The sequence below is a fragment of the Arthrobacter sp. RT-1 genome, from assembly GCF_003367205.1.
GTDB lineage: Bacteria > Actinomycetota > Actinomycetes > Actinomycetales > Micrococcaceae > Arthrobacter.
The window spans coordinates 112,714-129,932 of sequence record NZ_QRGQ01000007.1 but is presented as its reverse complement, the minus strand read 5'-3'; the positions used below and the strand labels follow the sequence as shown (position 1 = coordinate 129,932).

The 17,219-nt window shown below is 67.3% G+C and carries 15 protein-coding genes; 14 read left to right on the top strand and 1 reads right to left on the bottom strand.

Features of this window, described 5'->3' with window-relative positions; genetic code table 11:
• Positions 1–15 precede the first annotated feature (15 nt).
• The 4 genes from ribH (at position 16) to hisF (ending at position 2,646) form a co-directional block, all read left to right on the top strand.
• Positions 16–501 carry a 6,7-dimethyl-8-ribityllumazine synthase gene (gene ribH / locus DXK94_RS08155; RefSeq protein WP_079597073.1) on the top strand — a complete coding sequence of 162 codons (486 nt, stop codon included), beginning with the start codon at positions 16–18 and terminating at the stop codon, positions 499–501.
• Between the two features lie 95 nt (positions 502–596).
• Complete coding sequence (locus DXK94_RS08150; protein ID WP_009358176.1) at positions 597–860, top strand: phosphoribosyl-ATP diphosphatase; 264 nt, start codon at positions 597–599, stop codon at positions 858–860.
• 88 nt (positions 861–948) lie between these two features.
• Complete coding sequence (hisG, locus tag DXK94_RS08145) at positions 949–1,809, top strand: ATP phosphoribosyltransferase (protein WP_115524586.1); 861 nt, start codon at positions 949–951, stop codon at positions 1,807–1,809.
• A gap of 60 nt (positions 1,810–1,869) precedes the next feature.
• Positions 1,870–2,646 (top strand): imidazole glycerol phosphate synthase subunit HisF, encoded by a 777-nt coding sequence (gene hisF / locus DXK94_RS08140; RefSeq protein WP_079597071.1) that lies wholly within the window; start codon positions 1,870–1,872, stop codon positions 2,644–2,646.
• A 27-nt stretch (positions 2,647–2,673) separates the two neighbouring features.
• Here hisF and DXK94_RS08135 read toward each other — a convergent pair whose 3' ends face one another.
• Positions 2,674–3,318 carry a TIGR03085 family metal-binding protein gene (locus DXK94_RS08135; protein ID WP_079597230.1) on the bottom strand — a complete coding sequence of 215 codons (645 nt, stop codon included), beginning with the start codon at positions 3,316–3,318 and terminating at the stop codon, positions 2,674–2,676.
• A 111-nt stretch (positions 3,319–3,429) separates the two neighbouring features.
• On the opposite strand from DXK94_RS08135, the gene hisI reads away from it, so the two are divergent.
• From hisI to DXK94_RS08085, 10 genes are all read left to right on the top strand, one after another.
• Positions 3,430–3,873: a phosphoribosyl-AMP cyclohydrolase gene (hisI, locus tag DXK94_RS08130; protein WP_115524585.1), complete on the top strand. Its 444-nt coding sequence runs from the start codon at positions 3,430–3,432 to the stop codon at positions 3,871–3,873.
• A gap of 120 nt (positions 3,874–3,993) precedes the next feature.
• The gene (locus DXK94_RS08125) at positions 3,994–5,556 is read left to right on the top strand and encodes an anthranilate synthase component I (RefSeq protein ID WP_115524584.1); all 1,563 of its coding nucleotides are present in this window, start codon (positions 3,994–3,996) and stop codon (positions 5,554–5,556) included.
• Positions 5,556–6,194: a Trp biosynthesis-associated membrane protein gene (locus DXK94_RS08120; RefSeq protein ID WP_115524583.1), complete on the top strand. Its 639-nt coding sequence runs from the start codon at positions 5,556–5,558 to the stop codon at positions 6,192–6,194. Before DXK94_RS08125 ends, DXK94_RS08120 begins: the two co-directional genes overlap by 1 nt.
• A gap of 105 nt (positions 6,195–6,299) precedes the next feature.
• Entirely contained in the window at positions 6,300–6,587 is a 288-nt protein-coding gene (locus DXK94_RS08115; protein ID WP_079597067.1) for an HGxxPAAW family protein, read from the top strand.
• Positions 6,587–7,408, top strand: a complete 822-nt coding sequence (gene trpC, locus DXK94_RS08110; protein ID WP_115524582.1) for an indole-3-glycerol phosphate synthase TrpC — start codon at positions 6,587–6,589, stop codon at positions 7,406–7,408. The genes DXK94_RS08115 and trpC overlap by 1 nt, the downstream gene beginning before the upstream one ends.
• A 119-nt stretch (positions 7,409–7,527) precedes the next feature.
• The gene (trpB, locus tag DXK94_RS08105; protein ID WP_115524581.1) at positions 7,528–8,847 is read left to right on the top strand and encodes a tryptophan synthase subunit beta; all 1,320 of its coding nucleotides are present in this window, start codon (positions 7,528–7,530) and stop codon (positions 8,845–8,847) included.
• Positions 8,848–8,858: 11 nt separating this feature from the next.
• On the top strand, positions 8,859–9,671 hold the full coding sequence (gene trpA / locus DXK94_RS08100) for a tryptophan synthase subunit alpha (protein WP_115524701.1): 813 nt from the start codon (positions 8,859–8,861) through the stop codon (positions 9,669–9,671).
• 4 nt (positions 9,672–9,675) lie between these two features.
• Positions 9,676–10,845, top strand: coding sequence for a prolipoprotein diacylglyceryl transferase (gene lgt / locus DXK94_RS08095; protein WP_115524580.1), 1,170 nt, complete (start codon positions 9,676–9,678; stop codon positions 10,843–10,845).
• A gap of 262 nt (positions 10,846–11,107) precedes the next feature.
• Positions 11,108–15,721, top strand: a complete 4,614-nt coding sequence (gene gltB / locus DXK94_RS08090) for a glutamate synthase large subunit (RefSeq protein ID WP_115524579.1) — start codon at positions 11,108–11,110, stop codon at positions 15,719–15,721.
• Positions 15,714–17,171 (top strand): glutamate synthase subunit beta, encoded by a 1,458-nt coding sequence (locus tag DXK94_RS08085; RefSeq protein WP_115524578.1) that lies wholly within the window; start codon positions 15,714–15,716, stop codon positions 17,169–17,171. Before gltB ends, DXK94_RS08085 begins: the two co-directional genes overlap by 8 nt.
• The last annotated feature ends 48 nt before the right edge of the window (positions 17,172–17,219 follow it).

Here is a 17,219-nt window from a genome sequence, read left to right as displayed (position 1 = left end):
GGAACAAACGAACCTATGAGCGGACACGGCGCCCCCGACATCGACCTCAGCACCCTCAACCCCGCCGAAACGTCGCAGCTGCGGCTGGCGATCGTGGCGGCCAGCTGGCACACCCAGATCATGGACGGACTCCTCGACGGAGCCCTGCGCGCGGCGAAGGATGCCGGCATCGCCGAGCCCACCGTCCTGCGCGTCCCCGGCAGCTTCGAACTGCCGGTCGCTGCCGCGCGGCTGGCGCCGCACTTCGACGCCGTCGTGGCCCTCGGCGTCGTCATCCGCGGCGGCACGCCGCACTTCGACTACGTCTGCCAGGCCGCGACGTCGGGACTCACCGACGTCAGTGTGGCCACCGGCGTACCCGTGGGCTTCGGCGTCCTCACCTGCGACACCGAACAGCAGGGCCTGGACCGCGCCGGCCTCCCCGGCTCCAAGGAAGACAAGGGACACGAGGCCGTCACGGCGGCGCTGGCCACCGCCGTCGTCCTCAAGCAGTACTCCTAGCATGCGAGGGGCGCGGTGTGTATTCGCTCACATCGCGCCCGTCATGCAACGGCCCGGGAAGCGCCCTTCGGGCCGCAGCAAGTAGGCTGGAGGGCGTGAAGAATTTCGAGACGCTGTTCGCTGAGCTCAGCGAGAAGGCAGCCACCCGCCCGGAAGGCTCCCGCACCGTCGCTGAATTGGAGTCCGGTGTTCACGGCATCGGCAAAAAAGTCGTTGAGGAAGCAGCCGAGGTTTGGATGGCTGCCGAATATGAATCCGATGAAGCCGCGGCAGAGGAAATCTCCCAGCTGCTGTACCACCTGCAGGTTCTGATGCTCGCCAAAGGCCTGACCCTGGAAGACGTCTACAAGCATCTGTAGCCACCGGTCCGGCGCGCCTCGAGCCGCCGTGCCCGCTGTGGCCTGCATTGCCTGAACACCTAGACCTCCCAATCCAGAAAGATTTCCCATGCTGCGAGTAGCCGTCCCCAACAAGGGATCCCTGTCCGAAGCCGCCTCCGCCATGCTGTCCGAAGCCGGATACCGCCAGCGCCGCGACACCCGCGAACTGGTCATGGTGGACCCGGACAATGACATCGAGTTCTTCTTCCTGCGCCCGCGCGACATCGCCGTGTACGTCGGCCAGGGAACGCTCGACGTCGGCATCACCGGACGCGACCTGCTGCTGGACGCAGAGGTGGAAGCCGAGGAGCTGCTTCCGCTGGGATTCGCCGCCTCCACGTTCCGCTTCGCCGGCCCGGTAGGGGATTTCGGGAAGGTTGAGGAGCTTGAGGGCAAGCGCCTGGCCACCAGCTACGACGGACTCCTCCGCACCTACCTGGCCGAACGCGGCATCAACGCCAAGGTGGTCCGCCTGGACGGCGCCGTGGAATCCTCGGTCCGGCTGGGCGTGGCCGACGCCATCGCCGACGTTGTGGAGACCGGCAACACGCTCAAGGCCGCCGGCATGGAAATCTTCGGCGATCCGATCCTCAAGTCCGAGGCAGTCCTGATCCGCCGTACCGGCGCAGGCGGCGCCGCCAACGGCACCGCCCGGGAAATCGACGTCCTCATCCGGCGCCTGCAGGGCGTCCTGGTGGCGCGGCAGTACGTCCTGATGGACTACGACATCCGCAAGGAGCTTGTGGAACAGGCCGCCGCCCTGACCCCCGGCCTGGAATCGCCCACCGTCTCCCCGCTGCGGGACTCCGACTGGGTTGCCGTCCGGTCCATGGTGCCCAAGAAGGAAACCAACCGGATCATGGACGAGCTCTACGACCTCGGCGCCCGCGCCATCCTGGTCAGCAGCATCCACGCCTGCCGCATCTGAGCCGGCCCGCGCAGCAGTAACACGCGCAGCAGTACCAACCGCAACATTCCAGGAGTTCCCATGGCAGTAGCAGTACGCGTCATTCCCTGCCTTGACGTGGACGCCGGGCGCGTCGTCAAGGGCGTTAACTTCGAAGGCCTCCGCGACGCGGGGGATCCCGTTGAGCTGGCGCACCGCTACGACAATGCCGGGGCCGACGAATTGACGTTCCTTGACGTGACGGCGTCATCCGGCAACCGCGAGACCACCTTCGACGTGGTCCGCCGCACCGCGGAGGAAGTGTTCATTCCGCTGTGCGTGGGCGGCGGCGTCCGCGGCGTCGCCGAGGTGGACAAGCTGCTGCGCTTCGGTGCGGACAAGGCGGCCATCAACACTGCCGCCGTCGCCCGCCCGGACGTCATCGACGAAATCACCCGGCACTTCGGTTCCCAGGTCCTCGTCCTGTCCGTCGATGCCCGCCGCACCCGCCCCGGATCCAAGCCCACGCCGTCGGGCTTCGAGGTGACCACCCACGGCGGGCGCACCGGCACCGGAATCGACGCCATCGAGTGGGCCAAGGAAGCCGCCGACCGTGGCGTGGGGGAGATCCTGCTCAACTCCATCGACGCCGACGGCACCAAGGACGGCTTCGACCTGGAAATGATCCGCATGGTCCGGGCTGCCGTCAAGGTTCCGCTCATCGCCTCGGGCGGCGCCGGGGAACCGGCCCACTTCCCGCCCGCGGTGGCGGCAGGTGCCGACGCCGTGCTGGCTGCATCGATTTTCCACTGGGGTCCGAACGACATGATGCACCAGGTCAAGGACGCCATCAGGGCAGCAGGCTTCGAAGTCCGCTAACGATTCGGTGGTTGAGCCTGTCGAAACCTAGAGCCCTACTTCGGCTGACTGGAGGAGTGCGACGGCGTCCGGCTGGCCTTCGAACGTGACGAGGGCGTGGCGGGTGCGGCCGTGGGCGTGCATCAGCAGTTCACCCGGCTCGCCGACAATGGCCACCGAGACCGGTGCGCGCTTGGCGACGTGGCGGGGACCCGACGGGCGCACGAGCACGATGCCAAGGTCGACGCCGCGGTACAGGATGGCGGCGCGCTTCACGAGTTCGTCCCACAGGGCGTCGGAGTAGGCCTCGTCCAGGGCGCGCGGCGCCCAGCGGTCCACGGCACGGCGGACGTCCTCAGTGTGCACAAAGTACTCGATGAGGTTGGAGCTTTCGTCCAGCGCCTTGATGTTCATCGGGGAAAGGGCCGGCGGCCCGGCGCGGAAGGTGTTCACCAGCCCGGCATAGTCCTCCGCCGTGGTCAGCTTCGCGGCCAGCCTGGCGGTCGCCTGGTCCGATGCTTTGGCCAGGCGTTTGATGATCAGGCCCAGTCCCACGGCAGCCTTGCGCTCTCGCAGGTACAGGTGCGCGGCAAGATCCCTGGTACGCCAGCCCTTGCACAGCGTGGGCGCATCGGGACCGGCCGCAAGCAGGGTCTCGGCCAGGACTTCTCGGGACGGTTCGACGTAATGCATCACTTGTGAAACTAGCACGAGAGGCCGGAAGTTGGGCAGCGTACCTGCGGCTGCTGGCGTGCCTTTGTTCACATCCGATCCGGGTCCGCCGAAGGCACTAGACTTGACCTGATGTCTGAGCAGCCCGCCCCCGTCCAAACCCCCGGTTCCGCCGTGCCCGGAGCCCCCTCCGGCGCCCCTGCAGCGGCCCTTACTGAAAGCCCGTTGCCTTCCGCGCTGGCCGCCGCCCTGAAGCGCGACAGCGCAGGCCTGGTGGCCGCCGTCGTGCAGCAGTTCGACACCAATGAGGTCCTTATGCTCGGCTGGATGGACGACGAAGCCCTCCACCGGACCATGACCACCGGCCGCGTGACGTTCTACTCACGTTCCCGGCAGGAGTACTGGCGCAAGGGGGACACCTCCGGCCACGTCCAGTGGGTAAAGTCCGTTGCCATGGACTGCGACGGCGATGCTCTGCTGGTGCGCGTCGATCAGGTGGGTGCCGCCTGCCACACCGGCACCCGGACCTGCTTCGACGGCCGGGAGCTGAACGTCACCACGGCCCAGGCGGGCTGAAACCGGAGCAGTAGCCGCGCGGGCATCCGCTGCCGTCGCAGCAGCAGCCCGGCCTTCTGCAAGAACATTCAAGGCGTCCGGCCAGGCCGGCCCTCACAAGAACAGGCGGAAAGCATAGCCATGCAGGACCTTGGAATCATCAGCCCGAGCCTGGAGGAATTCCGGGAACTGGCCGGCCACAGCCGTGTCATTCCCGTCAGGCTTAAGGTGCTCGCGGACGCCGAAACTCCCATCGGCCTGTACCGGAAGCTGGCGCAGGGCCAGCCCGGGACATTCCTGATGGAGTCCGCAGCAGTGGGCGGTGCCTGGTCCCGCTACTCCTTTATCGGTGCGAAGTCACGGGCTACCTTGACCACCAAGGACGGAAACGCACACTGGCTGGGGGAGCCGCCGGTGGGAGTGCCGCTGGACGGCAGCCCGGTGGACGCCATCCGCGACACCATCGACGCCCTGCGCACCGACCGGTTCGACGGCCTGCCGCCCTTCACCTCCGGCCTGGTGGGTTTCCTTGGCTGGGAAACGGTCCGGCACTGGGAGCGGCTGGTGAGCCCGCCCGAGGACGACCTGCAGCTGCCGGAAATGGCGCTGAACCTGGTGACCGACATGGCGGTCCACGACAATGTGGACGGCACCGTGCTGCTCATCGCCAACGCCATCAACTTCGACAACAGCTCCGAGCGCGTGGACGAGGCCTGGCACGACGCCGTGGCCCGGGTCAAGGCACTCCTGGCCCAGGTCAGCACCCCGGTGGCGCAGCCTGTCTCGGTCCTTGCACCCGCTGCCCTGGACTTCGCCTCCAGCGTCCAGGAACGCTGGGACGAAGCCGAGTACCTGGCCGCCCTGGACCGCGGCAAGGAAGCCATCGTGGACGGCGAGGTGTTCCAGGTGGTCATCTCGCGGCGCTTCGAAATGGAGTGCAGCGCTTCGGCACTGGACGTCTACCGGGTTTTGCGGAACACCAATCCAAGTCCGTACATGTACATCTTCAGCCTCGAGGACGCCGACGGCCGGGAATACTCCATCGTGGGGTCCTCACCCGAGGCACTGGTCACCGTCACCGGTGAAGAGGTCATCACGCACCCCATCGCCGGCTCCCGGCCGCGCGGCAAAACCGTCGAGGCGGACAAAGCCCTCGCCGAGGAGCTCCTGGCCGACCAGAAGGAACGTGCCGAGCACCTCATGCTCGTGGACCTGTCACGCAACGATCTGTCCAAGGTCTGCGTCGCGGGAACCGTGGACGTCACCCAGTTCATGGAAGTGGAGCGCTTCAGCCACATCATGCACCTGGTGTCCACCGTGGTGGGGGAGCTCGCGCCGCACGCGAAGGCCTATGACGTCCTGAAGGCCACGTTCCCGGCCGGCACCCTCTCCGGCGCACCCAAGCCACGGGCGCTGCGGCTGCTGGACGAGCTGGAACCGCACCGCCGCGGCATCTACGGCGGCGTGGTGGGCTACCTCGATTTCGCCGGCGACATGGATATGGCCATTGCCATCCGCTCTGCCCTGATCAGGGAGGGACGCGCGTACGTCCAGGCCGGCGGCGGCATCGTGGCAGACTCCGTCAACCCCACCGAAGCACTCGAAACCGTGAACAAGGCCGCCGCGCCGCTGCGGGCTGTCCACACTGCCGGCTCCCTGCAGAACATCTCGGCGGAATCCCTCCCCGGCGGGACGGACGCCTGATGCCCAACGCGGGACAGGCAGCAGGACAGGCGGCTGCCGCGGCAAAGGCGGCACCCGCCTGGGCCCGCAAGTCTTCACTGGTGCTGCTGATCGCTGTGCTGGCACTGGCCGTCTTCGGGGCCACCACGCAAACCTGGATGTCCGTCACCGTGAACCCCGACCAGGTGGGCCAGGCCGGGGCTGCGCAGGAGGCGCTCGAGGTTCAGGGCAGCAAGGCTGCCACCGCCGTGACCGCCCTTGCTCTGGTGGCCCTCGCGGGCGGGCTCGCGGCCGCCATCGCCGGCAGGATCGCGCGCTGGATCATCACCGCCATCATCGTCCTTGCCTCGGCCGGCATCGTCGCCGCGGCGGCCACCGTCCTGGCCGACCCGCTCGCCGCGGCGCAGGGATCCATCGCCGCCGCCACCGGCGTCACCGGCGCCCAGGCGCAGGTGGCGGTGACCGCGTTCCCCACGCTGGCCGTCGTCGCCGGCTGCCTGCTCGCCCTTGCCGCCCTGCTCATCATCCCGGCAGGCCGGTACTGGAAAACCAGGACCAAATATGACGCGCCCACAGCGGCGGGCAGCACAGCAACAGCAGGTCCCGTTGACGAAATCGACAGCTGGGACCGGCTGTCACGCGGTGACGATCCCACCTGACCCCCGCACTGGCCTTCACCGGGCAGCGGACGCGGCCGGCCGATGACCGGTCGCGGGCCAAAAAATGGCAGAATGTAAGCAGTATTCATCCTGAGGAGATTTTCCATGAGCAAAGCACCTGCGTCCGTTTCCAAGTCCGGCACCCGCACGGTAGCCCCCGGCGCCATCGACCACAGCCAGGAACTGGGCCACGGCAACAGCCCGGCAGCCTGGACCTGCGTCATTGTCATGCTGGTCGGCGCGCTGATCATGTCGATCGCCTTCGTCATCGCCAACACCCCCATCTTCATCGCCGGCGGCGGCGTGATGGTGGTCGGCCTGATCCTCGGCTACATCATGCGCAAGGCAGGCTACGGCGTCGAAGGCAGCAAGCTGAAGAACTCCGGCCACTGATGGCAACTGTTCTCGACGACATCAATGCCGGTGTCCGGGAGGATATGGAGGCCAGGAAACGGCTCGTTTCCCTGGCTGAACTGAAAGACCTGGCGCAGGGCGCTGCACCTGCCCGCGACGCCTGGGCAGCCCTCGGCGGCCCCTCGGCGTCCCGCGACCAGCTCAAGGTCATCGCGGAAATCAAGCGGCGCAGTCCCTCCAAAGGCGACCTCGCCAGCATCGGCGATCCCGCCTCGCTGGCCAGGCAGTACGCCGACGGCGGGGCTTCCGTCATCAGCGTCCTCACCGAGCAGCGCCGCTTCAACGGGTCCCTGGCGGACCTCGACGCGGTACGCGCCGCCGTCGACGTCCCCCTGCTGCGCAAGGACTTCACGCTTGACGAATACCAGATCTGGGAAGCCCGCGCCCACGGCGCGGACCTGATCCTCCTGATCGTCGCCGCCCTTTCCGACGCCCAGCTTGCCGAATTCAGTGCCCTCAGCTCCGAACTTGGCATGAGCGTCCTGGTGGAGACGCACACCGAAGAGGAAATTGAACGGGCGGCCGCGGCGGACGCGCGCATCATCGGCGTCAACGTGCGGAACCTGAAAACGCTCGACGTCGACCGTTCCGTGTTCGCGGCACTGGCGGGGCAGATCCCGGCCGGGGCCCTCGTGGTTGCCGAGTCGGGCGTACGGGACGTCGACGACGTCACGCACTACGCCGCCAGCGGCGCCAACGCCGTGCTGGTGGGCGAAGCCCTGGTGAGCCACTCCACCCCCCGGGAGCGGATCGCGGAGTTCACTGCCGCCGGCGCCGCCGCCATCGCCGCACGCGGCTGACCGGCCGCCCTGTACGACGCGCGGCAGGGGTGCCGCGCGAAGAGCAATGGTGCCCGGCATAACTCCCGGCTTCGGCCGGGCCATACTTTTGACCGATCAACTTGAACAGGACGGGACTGATGGCCGACGCACCTTCAGGCAACGCTGACAACAACGCCGCGGAAGCATTCCTGCAGGGCGGCTCGCTCCGGCACGCCCCCGGGCCGTACTTCGGAAACTACGGCGGACGCTGGATGCCCGAATCCCTCATCGCCGCCCTGGACGAACTCGAGGAAACGTTCGACAAGGCCAAGGACGATCCCGAGTTCCGTGCCCAGATCGCGGACCTGAACAAGAACTACTCCGGCCGTCCCTCGCTGCTGACCGAAGCCAAGCGGTTTTCCCAGCATGCCGGGGGAGTCCGGGTATTCCTCAAGCGCGAGGACCTTAACCACACCGGCTCGCACAAGATCAACAACGTGCTGGGCCAGGCGCTGCTCGCCAAGCGCATGGGCAAAACCCGGGTCATCGCCGAGACCGGCGCCGGCCAGCACGGCGTTGCCAGTGCCACCGCCGCGGCCCTCATGGGCCTCGAATGCGTGGTCTATATGGGTGCCGAGGACTGCCGCCGCCAGGCGCTGAACGTCGCCCGCATGGAGCTTCTGGGCGCCACCGTCATTCCCGTCACGAGCGGCTCGCAGACCCTCAAGGACGCCATTAATGACGCCCTCCGGGACTGGGTGGCCAACGTGGACAACACCCACTACCTGCTGGGTACGGCCGCCGGCGCTCACCCGTTCCCCGCGATGGTCCGCTACTTCCATGAGGTCATCGGTGAGGAAGCCCGCGCCCAGATCCTGGACCAGGAAGGACGCCTGCCGGACGCCGTCTGTGCCTGCATCGGCGGCGGGTCCAACGCCATCGGCATCTTCCACGGCTTCCTTGATGATCCGTCGGTCAAGATCTACGGCTTCGAAGCCGGCGGCGACGGCGTGGACACCGGACGCCACGCCGCCACCATCACGCTGGGCAAGCCGGGCGTCCTGCACGGCGCCCGTTCCTACCTCATGCAGGACGATGACGGCCAGACCATCGAGTCCCACTCCATCTCGGCAGGGCTCGACTACCCCGGCGTGGGACCGGAACACTCCTACCTCGCGGACATCGGCCGGGTCAGCTACGAACCCATCACGGACAGCGAAGCCATGGATGCCTTCCGGCTCCTGTGCCGCACCGAGGGCATCATCCCCGCCATCGAGTCCTCGCACGCCCTGGCCGGTGCCATCAAGGTGGGCCAGCGGCTTGCCGCCGAAGACGCAGCTGCCGCAGCGGACAAGATCGTGATCGTGAACCTTTCGGGACGCGGCGACAAGGACGTGGCCACGGCGGCCGAATGGTTTGACCTGCTGGACAAGGAATCCGCGGAATCGGAAATCGGCAAAGAGGGGGAGCAGCTGTGAGCAGCGCACAGATGGCCGGCAAGGCACAGACGACCAGCAAATCGGCGGCAGCCATCGACAAGGCACGCGCCGAAGGCCGTGCCGCCCTCATCGGTTACCTGCCCGCGGGCTACCCCAGCGTGGAAGCGACCATCGCCGCCGGCATCGCACTGGCCGAAAACGGTGCCGACCTGATCGAGATCGGCATTCCCTACTCTGACCCCGTCATGGACGGCCAGGTCATCCAGGCCGCCACCACCGAGGCGCTGGCCAACGGCTTCCGCGTCAGCCAGGTGTTCGATGTGGTGGCCGGCATCACCAGCAGGACCGACGCCGCCGTCCTGGTCATGACCTACTGGAACCCGGTGGTCCGGATGGGCGTGGACGAGTTCTCCCGCCGCCTCTCCGAAGCCGGGGGAGCAGGCCTGATCACCCCCGACCTCATCCCCGACGAGGCCGCGGAATGGATGGCAGCCTCCGACAAGTACGGCCTTGACCGGGTGTTCCTGGTGGCGCCGTCGTCCACCGCCGAGCGCATGCAGCGCACCGTGGATGCGAGCCGCGGCTTCGTATACGCCGTGTCCATCATGGGCGTCACCGGAGCCCGTTCCTCCGTCAGCACCGCCGCGAAGGACGTTGTGGCTGCGGCTCATGCCGCCGGTGCTGAGCGCGTGTGCGTGGGACTGGGTGTTTCCACCGCAGACCAGGTGCGCGAGATCGCCGCGTACGCGGAAGGTGTCATCGTGGGCACGGCCCTGGTGGCAGCAGTCCGTGACGGCGGCGTTGACGCCGTCGCTGCCCTCACCAAGGACCTGAGCTCCGGCCTGACACGGGAAGAAGCCTAACCCGATGCAGACCATCCTTCAGGCGGCCGCCATGGTCCCCGCCCTGGTGCCCGCCAGCATTCCGAGCCCGGACTGGTCCGGATTCGACATTCCCCTGCCGTGGGGAACGCTGCGCATCCACGCCTACGCGCTGTGCATCCTGGCCGGCATCGTGGTGGGCCTCTGGCTGACCTCCGCCCGCTGGGCAAAGCGCGGCGCGCCTGAAGGAAGCGTCTGGGACATCGTGGTCTGGGCCATCCCGTTCGGCATCATCGGCGGCCGGCTGTATCACGTGTTCTCGTCGCCGGACGCCTACTTCGGGCCGGGCTTTGACGGCACCGGCGACCTCTCGCTGATCCCGCAGATCCAGCGCGGCGGCCTCGGAATCTGGGGCGCCGTGGTGCTCGGCGTCGTGGGCGCCTGGATCGGCTGCCGCCGCAGCGGCGTCAAGCTCACCGCTTTCCTGGACGCCGCCGCACCGGGCCTCCTGCTTGCCCAGGCAGTAGGCCGCTGGGGCAACTACTTCAACCAGGAACTCTTCGGCAGCCCCACCACGCTCCCGTGGGGCCTGCAGATCGACGCCGACAACGCCAACTTCCCGGCAGGCGTGCCTGCCGACACCCTGTTCCACCCCACGTTCCTCTACGAGTCCCTGTGGAACGTGGCGGGCGTCCTGATCCTGCTCGCCCTGGACCGGAAATTCAATTTCCGCCGGAGCAGGCTCTTCTGGCTGTACGCCATGTATTACACCCTGGGCCGGGTCTGGATCGAAGCGATGCGCATTGACGATGCCGAACAGATCTCCCTCTTCGGTATCACCACGAGGCTTAACGTCTGGACAAGCATCCTGGTCTTTTCCGTGGCCCTGGTTGCCTTTATCCTGTTGGGCAGGAAGGGCCGTCCGGAACCGGACAGCGTGTTCTTGCCCGGCCGTGAACCGGCGAAAACGGTCGCCGGAAATGCTGCCGTAAACACCGGCGATGAGGTCCGTGATCCGGACCCCGTTGTCTCAGATAGTGAAGCGCGTGATAATCTCCCTGATAACCAAAGCGGTTCCAGGCCCACTTCCGCCCCCACGGAAGAGGCCACGGCGGCACCGGCGGGCACCAAGCCCGGCACGGATGCAACGGCTTCCGGACACTCCGGCAGCACAGCCACAACAGGAACCGCACCCGAGGCCGGCACCAGCAAGTAGCCGCCGGCCACGCAGGGCAGCAGAGCCACCGCTCGGAGCTCCCGAAACCACAACGTCGTGGCATGGGGCCCAATCTGGTCAGCATAGAGCTGCTGCCGGACGAAGCCCTGGGCAGGGGCCTGCGTAACCGTTAGTTCAGCAGGCCGGGCTGACCTACAATTTCCAGTAAGTAACACTTTGTTGTGCCCATGTGAGCGGTGCCCGACGAGTGGGGCCAATGGTGTCCCTTCCATACGCACGATCAGGAGGAAGGACGTCTCCCATGACCCAAACTCTTCACACTCCCAGCTGGTCCGAACCGGATCAGCCTGAGGCTGCCATGTCGCCGTTCAAGCGCTTCGCAGCCCTTCCGGAGGCCGCCGGGCTCTACAACCCCGAGCAGGAGAAGGACGCCTGCGGTCTTGCGATCATCGCAACGCTCCGCGGCGAACCCGGGTACGACATCGTCGACGCCGCCCTCACCGCCCTGCGCAACCTCGAGCACCGCGGAGCCGTGGGCGCCGACGAGGGCACTGGTGACGGCGCCGGCCTCCTGATGCAGATCCCGGACGAGTTCTTCCGGGCCGTCACCGAGTTCGAACTGCCCGCGCCCGGCCAGTACGTGGCCGGCACCGCGTTCCTGCCCGCCGAGCAGCGCGAAGCTGACGCAGCGAAGGCAGGCATCGAGGGCCTCGCCGCCGATGAAGGACTCAAGGTCCTCGGCTGGCGCGAGGTGCCCGTCGTCGCCGACCTCGTCGGCGCCATGGCCCGCGCCTGCATGCCCTACTTCTCCCAGCCCTTCCTCGCGTCCGCCACGGGCGAGGAGCTGGACCGCAACGAACTCGACTCGCGCGCCTGGCGTATCCGCAAGCGCGCCCAGAACAAGTTCGGCGTGTACTTCCCGTCGCTGTCCTCGCGCACCATCGTGTACAAGGGCATGCTCACCACCGCCCAGCTGGAGCCGTTCTACCCGGACCTCTCAGACAAGCGGTTCAAGACCAAGCTGGCGATTGTCCACTCCCGGTTCTCCACCAACACCTTCCCGTCCTGGCCGCTCGCGCAGCCGTTCCGGACCATCGCGCACAACGGCGAAATCAACACGGTCAAGGGCAACCGCAACTGGATGCGCGCGCGCCAGTCCCAGCTCGCCAACCCGCTGCTCGGCGATTCGCCCGAAGAGCTGTACCCCATCTGCACCCCCGGTGCGTCCGACTCCGCGTCCTTCGACGAGGTGGCCGAACTCCTCTGGCTGTCCGGGCGGCCCATCACGCACTCGATCATGATGATGATCCCCGAGGCGTGGGAAAACCACGCAACGATGGATCCGGCCCGCCGTGCCTTCTACGAGTACCACTCCCTGCTGATGGAGCCCTGGGACGGCCCCGCCGCCGTTTCCTTCACCGACGGCAACCTGGTGGGCGCAACCCTGGACCGCAACGGCCTGCGCCCCGGACGCTTCTGGATCACCGAGGACGGCCTGATCGTCTTCGCCTCCGAAGTGGGCGTCATCGACGTCGAACCCTCCAAGGTAGTCAAGAAGGGCCGTGTGTCCCCGGGCAAGATGTTCCTGGTGGACACCGAGTCCGGCCGCATCATCGACGACGAAGAGGTCAAGGCAGAAGTTGCCGCCGCCAACCCGTGGGCGGAGTGGGTCAAGGACAACCTGATCGACCTGAACGACCTTCCCGAGCGCGAGCACGTGGTGCACACGGCTGCGTCCGTGAACATCCGCCAGCGCACCTTCGGCTACACCACCGAGGAACTGAAGATCCTGCTGGGCCCCATGGCCCGCACCGGCGCCGAGCCGCTGGGCGCCATGGGATCCGATACCCCGGTGGCCGTGCTGTCCAAGCGCCCCCGCCTGCTGTTCGACTACTTCGTGCAGTCCTTCGCGCAGGTCACCAACCCGCCGCTGGATGCCATCCGCGAAGAGCTGGTTACGTCTTTGACGTGCGCCATCGGCCCCAACGGCAACCTCCTGGACACCAAGCAGGTCCGCCAGCCCCAGGTCCAGCTGCCCTTCCCGGTGATCAACAACGACCAGCTTGCCAAGATCGCCAACATCGAGGACGCCGACGGCAACCGCGTGGCCATGAAGGTCCGCGGCCTGTACCGCCCCGAAGGCGGCGAGAACGCCCTGCGCGCACGGCTCACCGAGATCTGCGAACAGGTTTCCGGTGCCATCAACCGCGGTGTCCAGTACATCGTGCTGTCGGACCGTGACTCCAACGCGCAGTGGGCACCCATCCCGTCGCTGCTGCTGGTCTCCGCCGTGCACCACCACCTGCTCCGCAGCGCCAACCGCACCAAGACCGCCCTGGTGGTCGAGGCCGGCGACGTCCGCGAGACGCACCACGTTGCCGTGCTCATCGGCTACGGCGCCTCGGCCGTCAACCCGTACCTGGCCATGGAATCCGTGGAGCAGCTGATCGCCGCCGGCGACGTCACCGGCGTCACCCCGCAGGACGGCGTCTACAACCTCATCAAGGGCCTTGGCAAGGGCGTCCTGAAGATCATGTCCAAGATGGGCATCTCCACGGTCGCTTCCTACACCGGCGCCCAGACGTTCGAGGCCCTGGGCCTGGGCCAGGAACTGGTGGACGAATTCTTCGCCGGAACCCACTCCCAGCTCGGCGGCGTGGGCCTGGATGTCATCGCGGCCGAGGTCTCGGCCCGCCACCAGATGGCGTACCCGGAGGGCGGCATCGAGCAGCCCCACCGCCCGCTGCTGGGCGGCGGCGAGTACCAGTGGCGCCGCGACGGCGAACCGCACCTGTTCAATCCGGAGACTGTCTTCCGGCTGCAGCACGCAACCCGTGAACGCCGCTACGACATCTTCAAGGCGTACACCAAGGGCGTGGACGACCAGTCCACCAACCTGATGACCCTGCGCGGCCTGCTCAAGTTCAAGAATGAGCGCCCGGCTGTTCCGCTCGAGGAAGTGGAGCCCGTCTCCAGCATCGTCAAGCGGTTCTCCACCGGCGCCATGAGCTATGGCTCCATCTCGCAGGAAGCCCACGAGACGCTGGCCATCGCCATGAACCAGCTGGGCGGCAAGTCCAACACCGGCGAAGGCGGCGAGGACGTGGACCGGCTCCTGGACCCGAAGCGCCGTTCTGCGGTCAAGCAGATCGCGTCCGGACGTTTCGGCGTGACCAGCCTCTACCTGACCAATGCCGACGACATCCAGATCAAGATGGCGCAGGGCGCAAAGCCCGGCGAGGGCGGCCAGCTGATGGCGCAGAAGGTCTACCCGTGGGTGGCCCGCACGCGGCACTCGACCCCCGGCGTCGGACTCATTTCACCGCCCCCGCACCACGACATCTACTCGATCGAGGACCTCGCGCAGCTCATCTACGATGCGAAGCGCGCAAACCCCTCGGCCCGTGTCCACGTCAAGCTGGTGTCCGAAGTGGGGATCGGCACTGTGGCGTCCGGCGTGACCAAGGCGAAGGCCGACGTCGTACTGGTCTCCGGCCATGACGGCGGAACGGGCGCCTCGCCGCTGAACTCGCTCAAGCACGCCGGTGTCCCGTGGGAGCTCGGCCTGGCCGAGACCCAGCAGACGCTGATGCTCAACGGCCTGCGCGACCGCGTGGTGGTGCAGGTGGACGGCCAGCTCAAGACCGGCCGCGACGTTGTGATCGCTGCGCTGCTGGGCGGCGAGGAGTTCGGCTTCGCCACCGCTCCGCTGGTGGTGGAAGGCTGCATCATGATGCGCGTCTGCCACCTGGACACCTGCCCCGTGGGCGTCGCCACGCAGAACCCGGAACTGCGTGCCCGCTTCACCGGCAAGCCCGAGTTCGTGGTCAACTTCTTCGAGTTCCTTGCCGAGGAAGTCCGCGAGATCCTGGCCGAGTTGGGCTTCCGCAGCCTGGAGGAGGCCATCGGCCACGCCGAAGTCCTCGACACCCGGGAAGCGGTGGACCACTGGAAGGCCGACGGCCTGGACCTGGACCCGATCCTGCACGGGCTGGAGTTCGACGACGACGCTCCGCTGCGGAACATGACCGGCCAGAACCATGAGCTGGACAAGCACTTCGACCAGCGCCTGATCACCATGGCCACCGAAGCGCTGACGGACCGCAGCCCGGTGAAAATCGCCGTGGACGTCATCAACACGGACCGTTCCGTGGGCACCATGCTGGGCCACGTCGTCACCAAGACGTTCGGCACCGATGTGCTGGCCACGGACACCATCGACGTCACCCTCAACGGCACCGCCGGACAGTCGCTGGGCGCTTTCCTGCCCGCCGGCATCACCCTGCGGCTGTACGGCGACTCGAACGACTACGTGGGCAAGGGCCTGTCCGGTGGCCGGATCATCGTCCGCCCGGACCGGACCAACGTCTTCAAGGCGGAGACCAACGTCATTGCCGGCAACGTGATCGGCTACGGCGCCACGAGCGGTGAAATATTCCTGCGCGGCCAGGTGGGCGAACGCTTCCTGGTCCGCAACTCCGGTGCCACGGCCGTCGTCGAAGGCATTGGCGACCACGGCTGCGAGTACATGACCGGCGGCCAGACGCTGATCATCGGACGCACCGGCCGCAACTTCGGCGCCGGCATGTCCGGCGGTACCGCCTACGTCCTGGACCTGGATACTGCCAAGGTCAACAAGGATGCCCTGCAGTCCGGCGAACTCCAGCTCCGCGAGCTGGACGCCGAGGACCGCGACATCGTGCACGGCCTGCTGGTCAAGCACGTGGAAGAAACTGACTCCCAGCTGGCTGCGCGCCTCCTCGAGAACTTCGACGACACCGCAGCCCGCATTACCAAGGTGCTGCCGCGCGACTACGCGGCCGTGCTGCAAACCCGCCTCGACGCCATCGAAGAGGGCCTTGACCCCGACGGCGAAGAAGTGTGGTCTCGAATCCTGGAGGTAACCGGTGGCTGATCCACGCGGATTTTTGAAAGTACGCCAGCGGGAAACCCAGCCACGGCGTCCCGTTCCCGTCCGCATCATGGACTGGAAGGAAGTGTACGAAGCTCAGGAAAAAGGCACCCTGAAGGCCCAGGCCGGCCGCTGCATGGACTGCGGCGTGCCGTTCTGCCACCAGGGCTGCCCGCTGGGCAACCTCATTCCCGAGTGGAATGACCTGATGTGGCGGGACAAGGGCGAGGAAGCGATCGAGCGCCTGCACGCCACGAACAACTTCCCCGAGTTCACCGGCCGCCTGTGCCCTGCCCCGTGCGAGGCATCCTGCGTCCTGGGGATCAACCAGCCTGCCGTCACCATCAAGCAGGTGGAAGTCTCCATCATCGACGAGGCCTGGGACAACAACTGGGTCCACCCGCTGCCCCCGACGCGCCTCACCGGCAAGACCGTCGCCGTCGTTGGCTCCGGCCCTGCCGGCCTCGCCGTCGCACAGCAGCTGACCCGCGTGGGTCACACCGTTGCCGTGTACGAGCGCGACGACAAGATCGGCGGCCTGCTGCGCTACGGCATCCCCGACTTCAAGATGGAAAAGGAGCAGGTGGACCGCCGCGTCGAGCAGATGAAGGCCGAAGGCACCCGCTTCCGGACCGGCGTCGCCGTCGGCACCGACGTGACGTGGGAGCAGCTGCGCCGCCGCTACGACGCCGTCGTGGTCTGCACCGGCGCCACCGTGCCGCGCGACCTGCCTATCCCGGGCCGCGACCTGGACGGCATCCACTTCGCCATGGACTACCTGGTGCCGGCGAACCGCGTGGTGGCGGGGGAGACGGTGGAGAACCAGATCCATGCGCAGGGCAAGCACGTTGTCATCCTTGGCGGCGGCGATACCGGCGCGGACTGCCTCGGCACCGCGCACCGGCACGGCGCTGCATCCGTGACCACGCTGGCCATCGGCAAGCAGCCGCCGGCCGAGCGCGCCAGCCACCAGCCCTGGCCGACGTTCCCCACCCTCTTCGAGGTGGCCAGCGCCCACGAGGAAGGCGGCGAGCGGACTTACCTCGCGTCCACCGTGGAATTCGTTGGCGAGAACGGCAAGCTGACGGGCGTGAAGGTGGCCGAGACCGAGTTCGTTGACGGCAAGCGCCTGCCCAAGGCCGGCACCGAGCGGATCATCCCCGCGGACCTGGTGTTCCTGTCCCTGGGCTTCACCGGCGCAGAGCCGGCGGGCATCACCGAACAGGTGCACGCCGAATTCGACGGCCGCGGCAACGTGTCCCGCGACGGCTACTACATGACCAACACCGAAGGTGTCTTCGTGGCGGGCGACGCCGGCCGCGGACAGTCCCTCATCGTGTGGGCCATCGCGGAAGGCCGTGCCGCCGCCGCAGCCGTGGACAAGTACCTGATGGGAAGCACCATCCTGCCGGCTCCCGTCGCGCCGACGGACCGCGCCATCGCCGTCCTCTAATGCAGCACCGGGGGCTTAAGTTCACCCCCGCGACAACTTAACCAATGC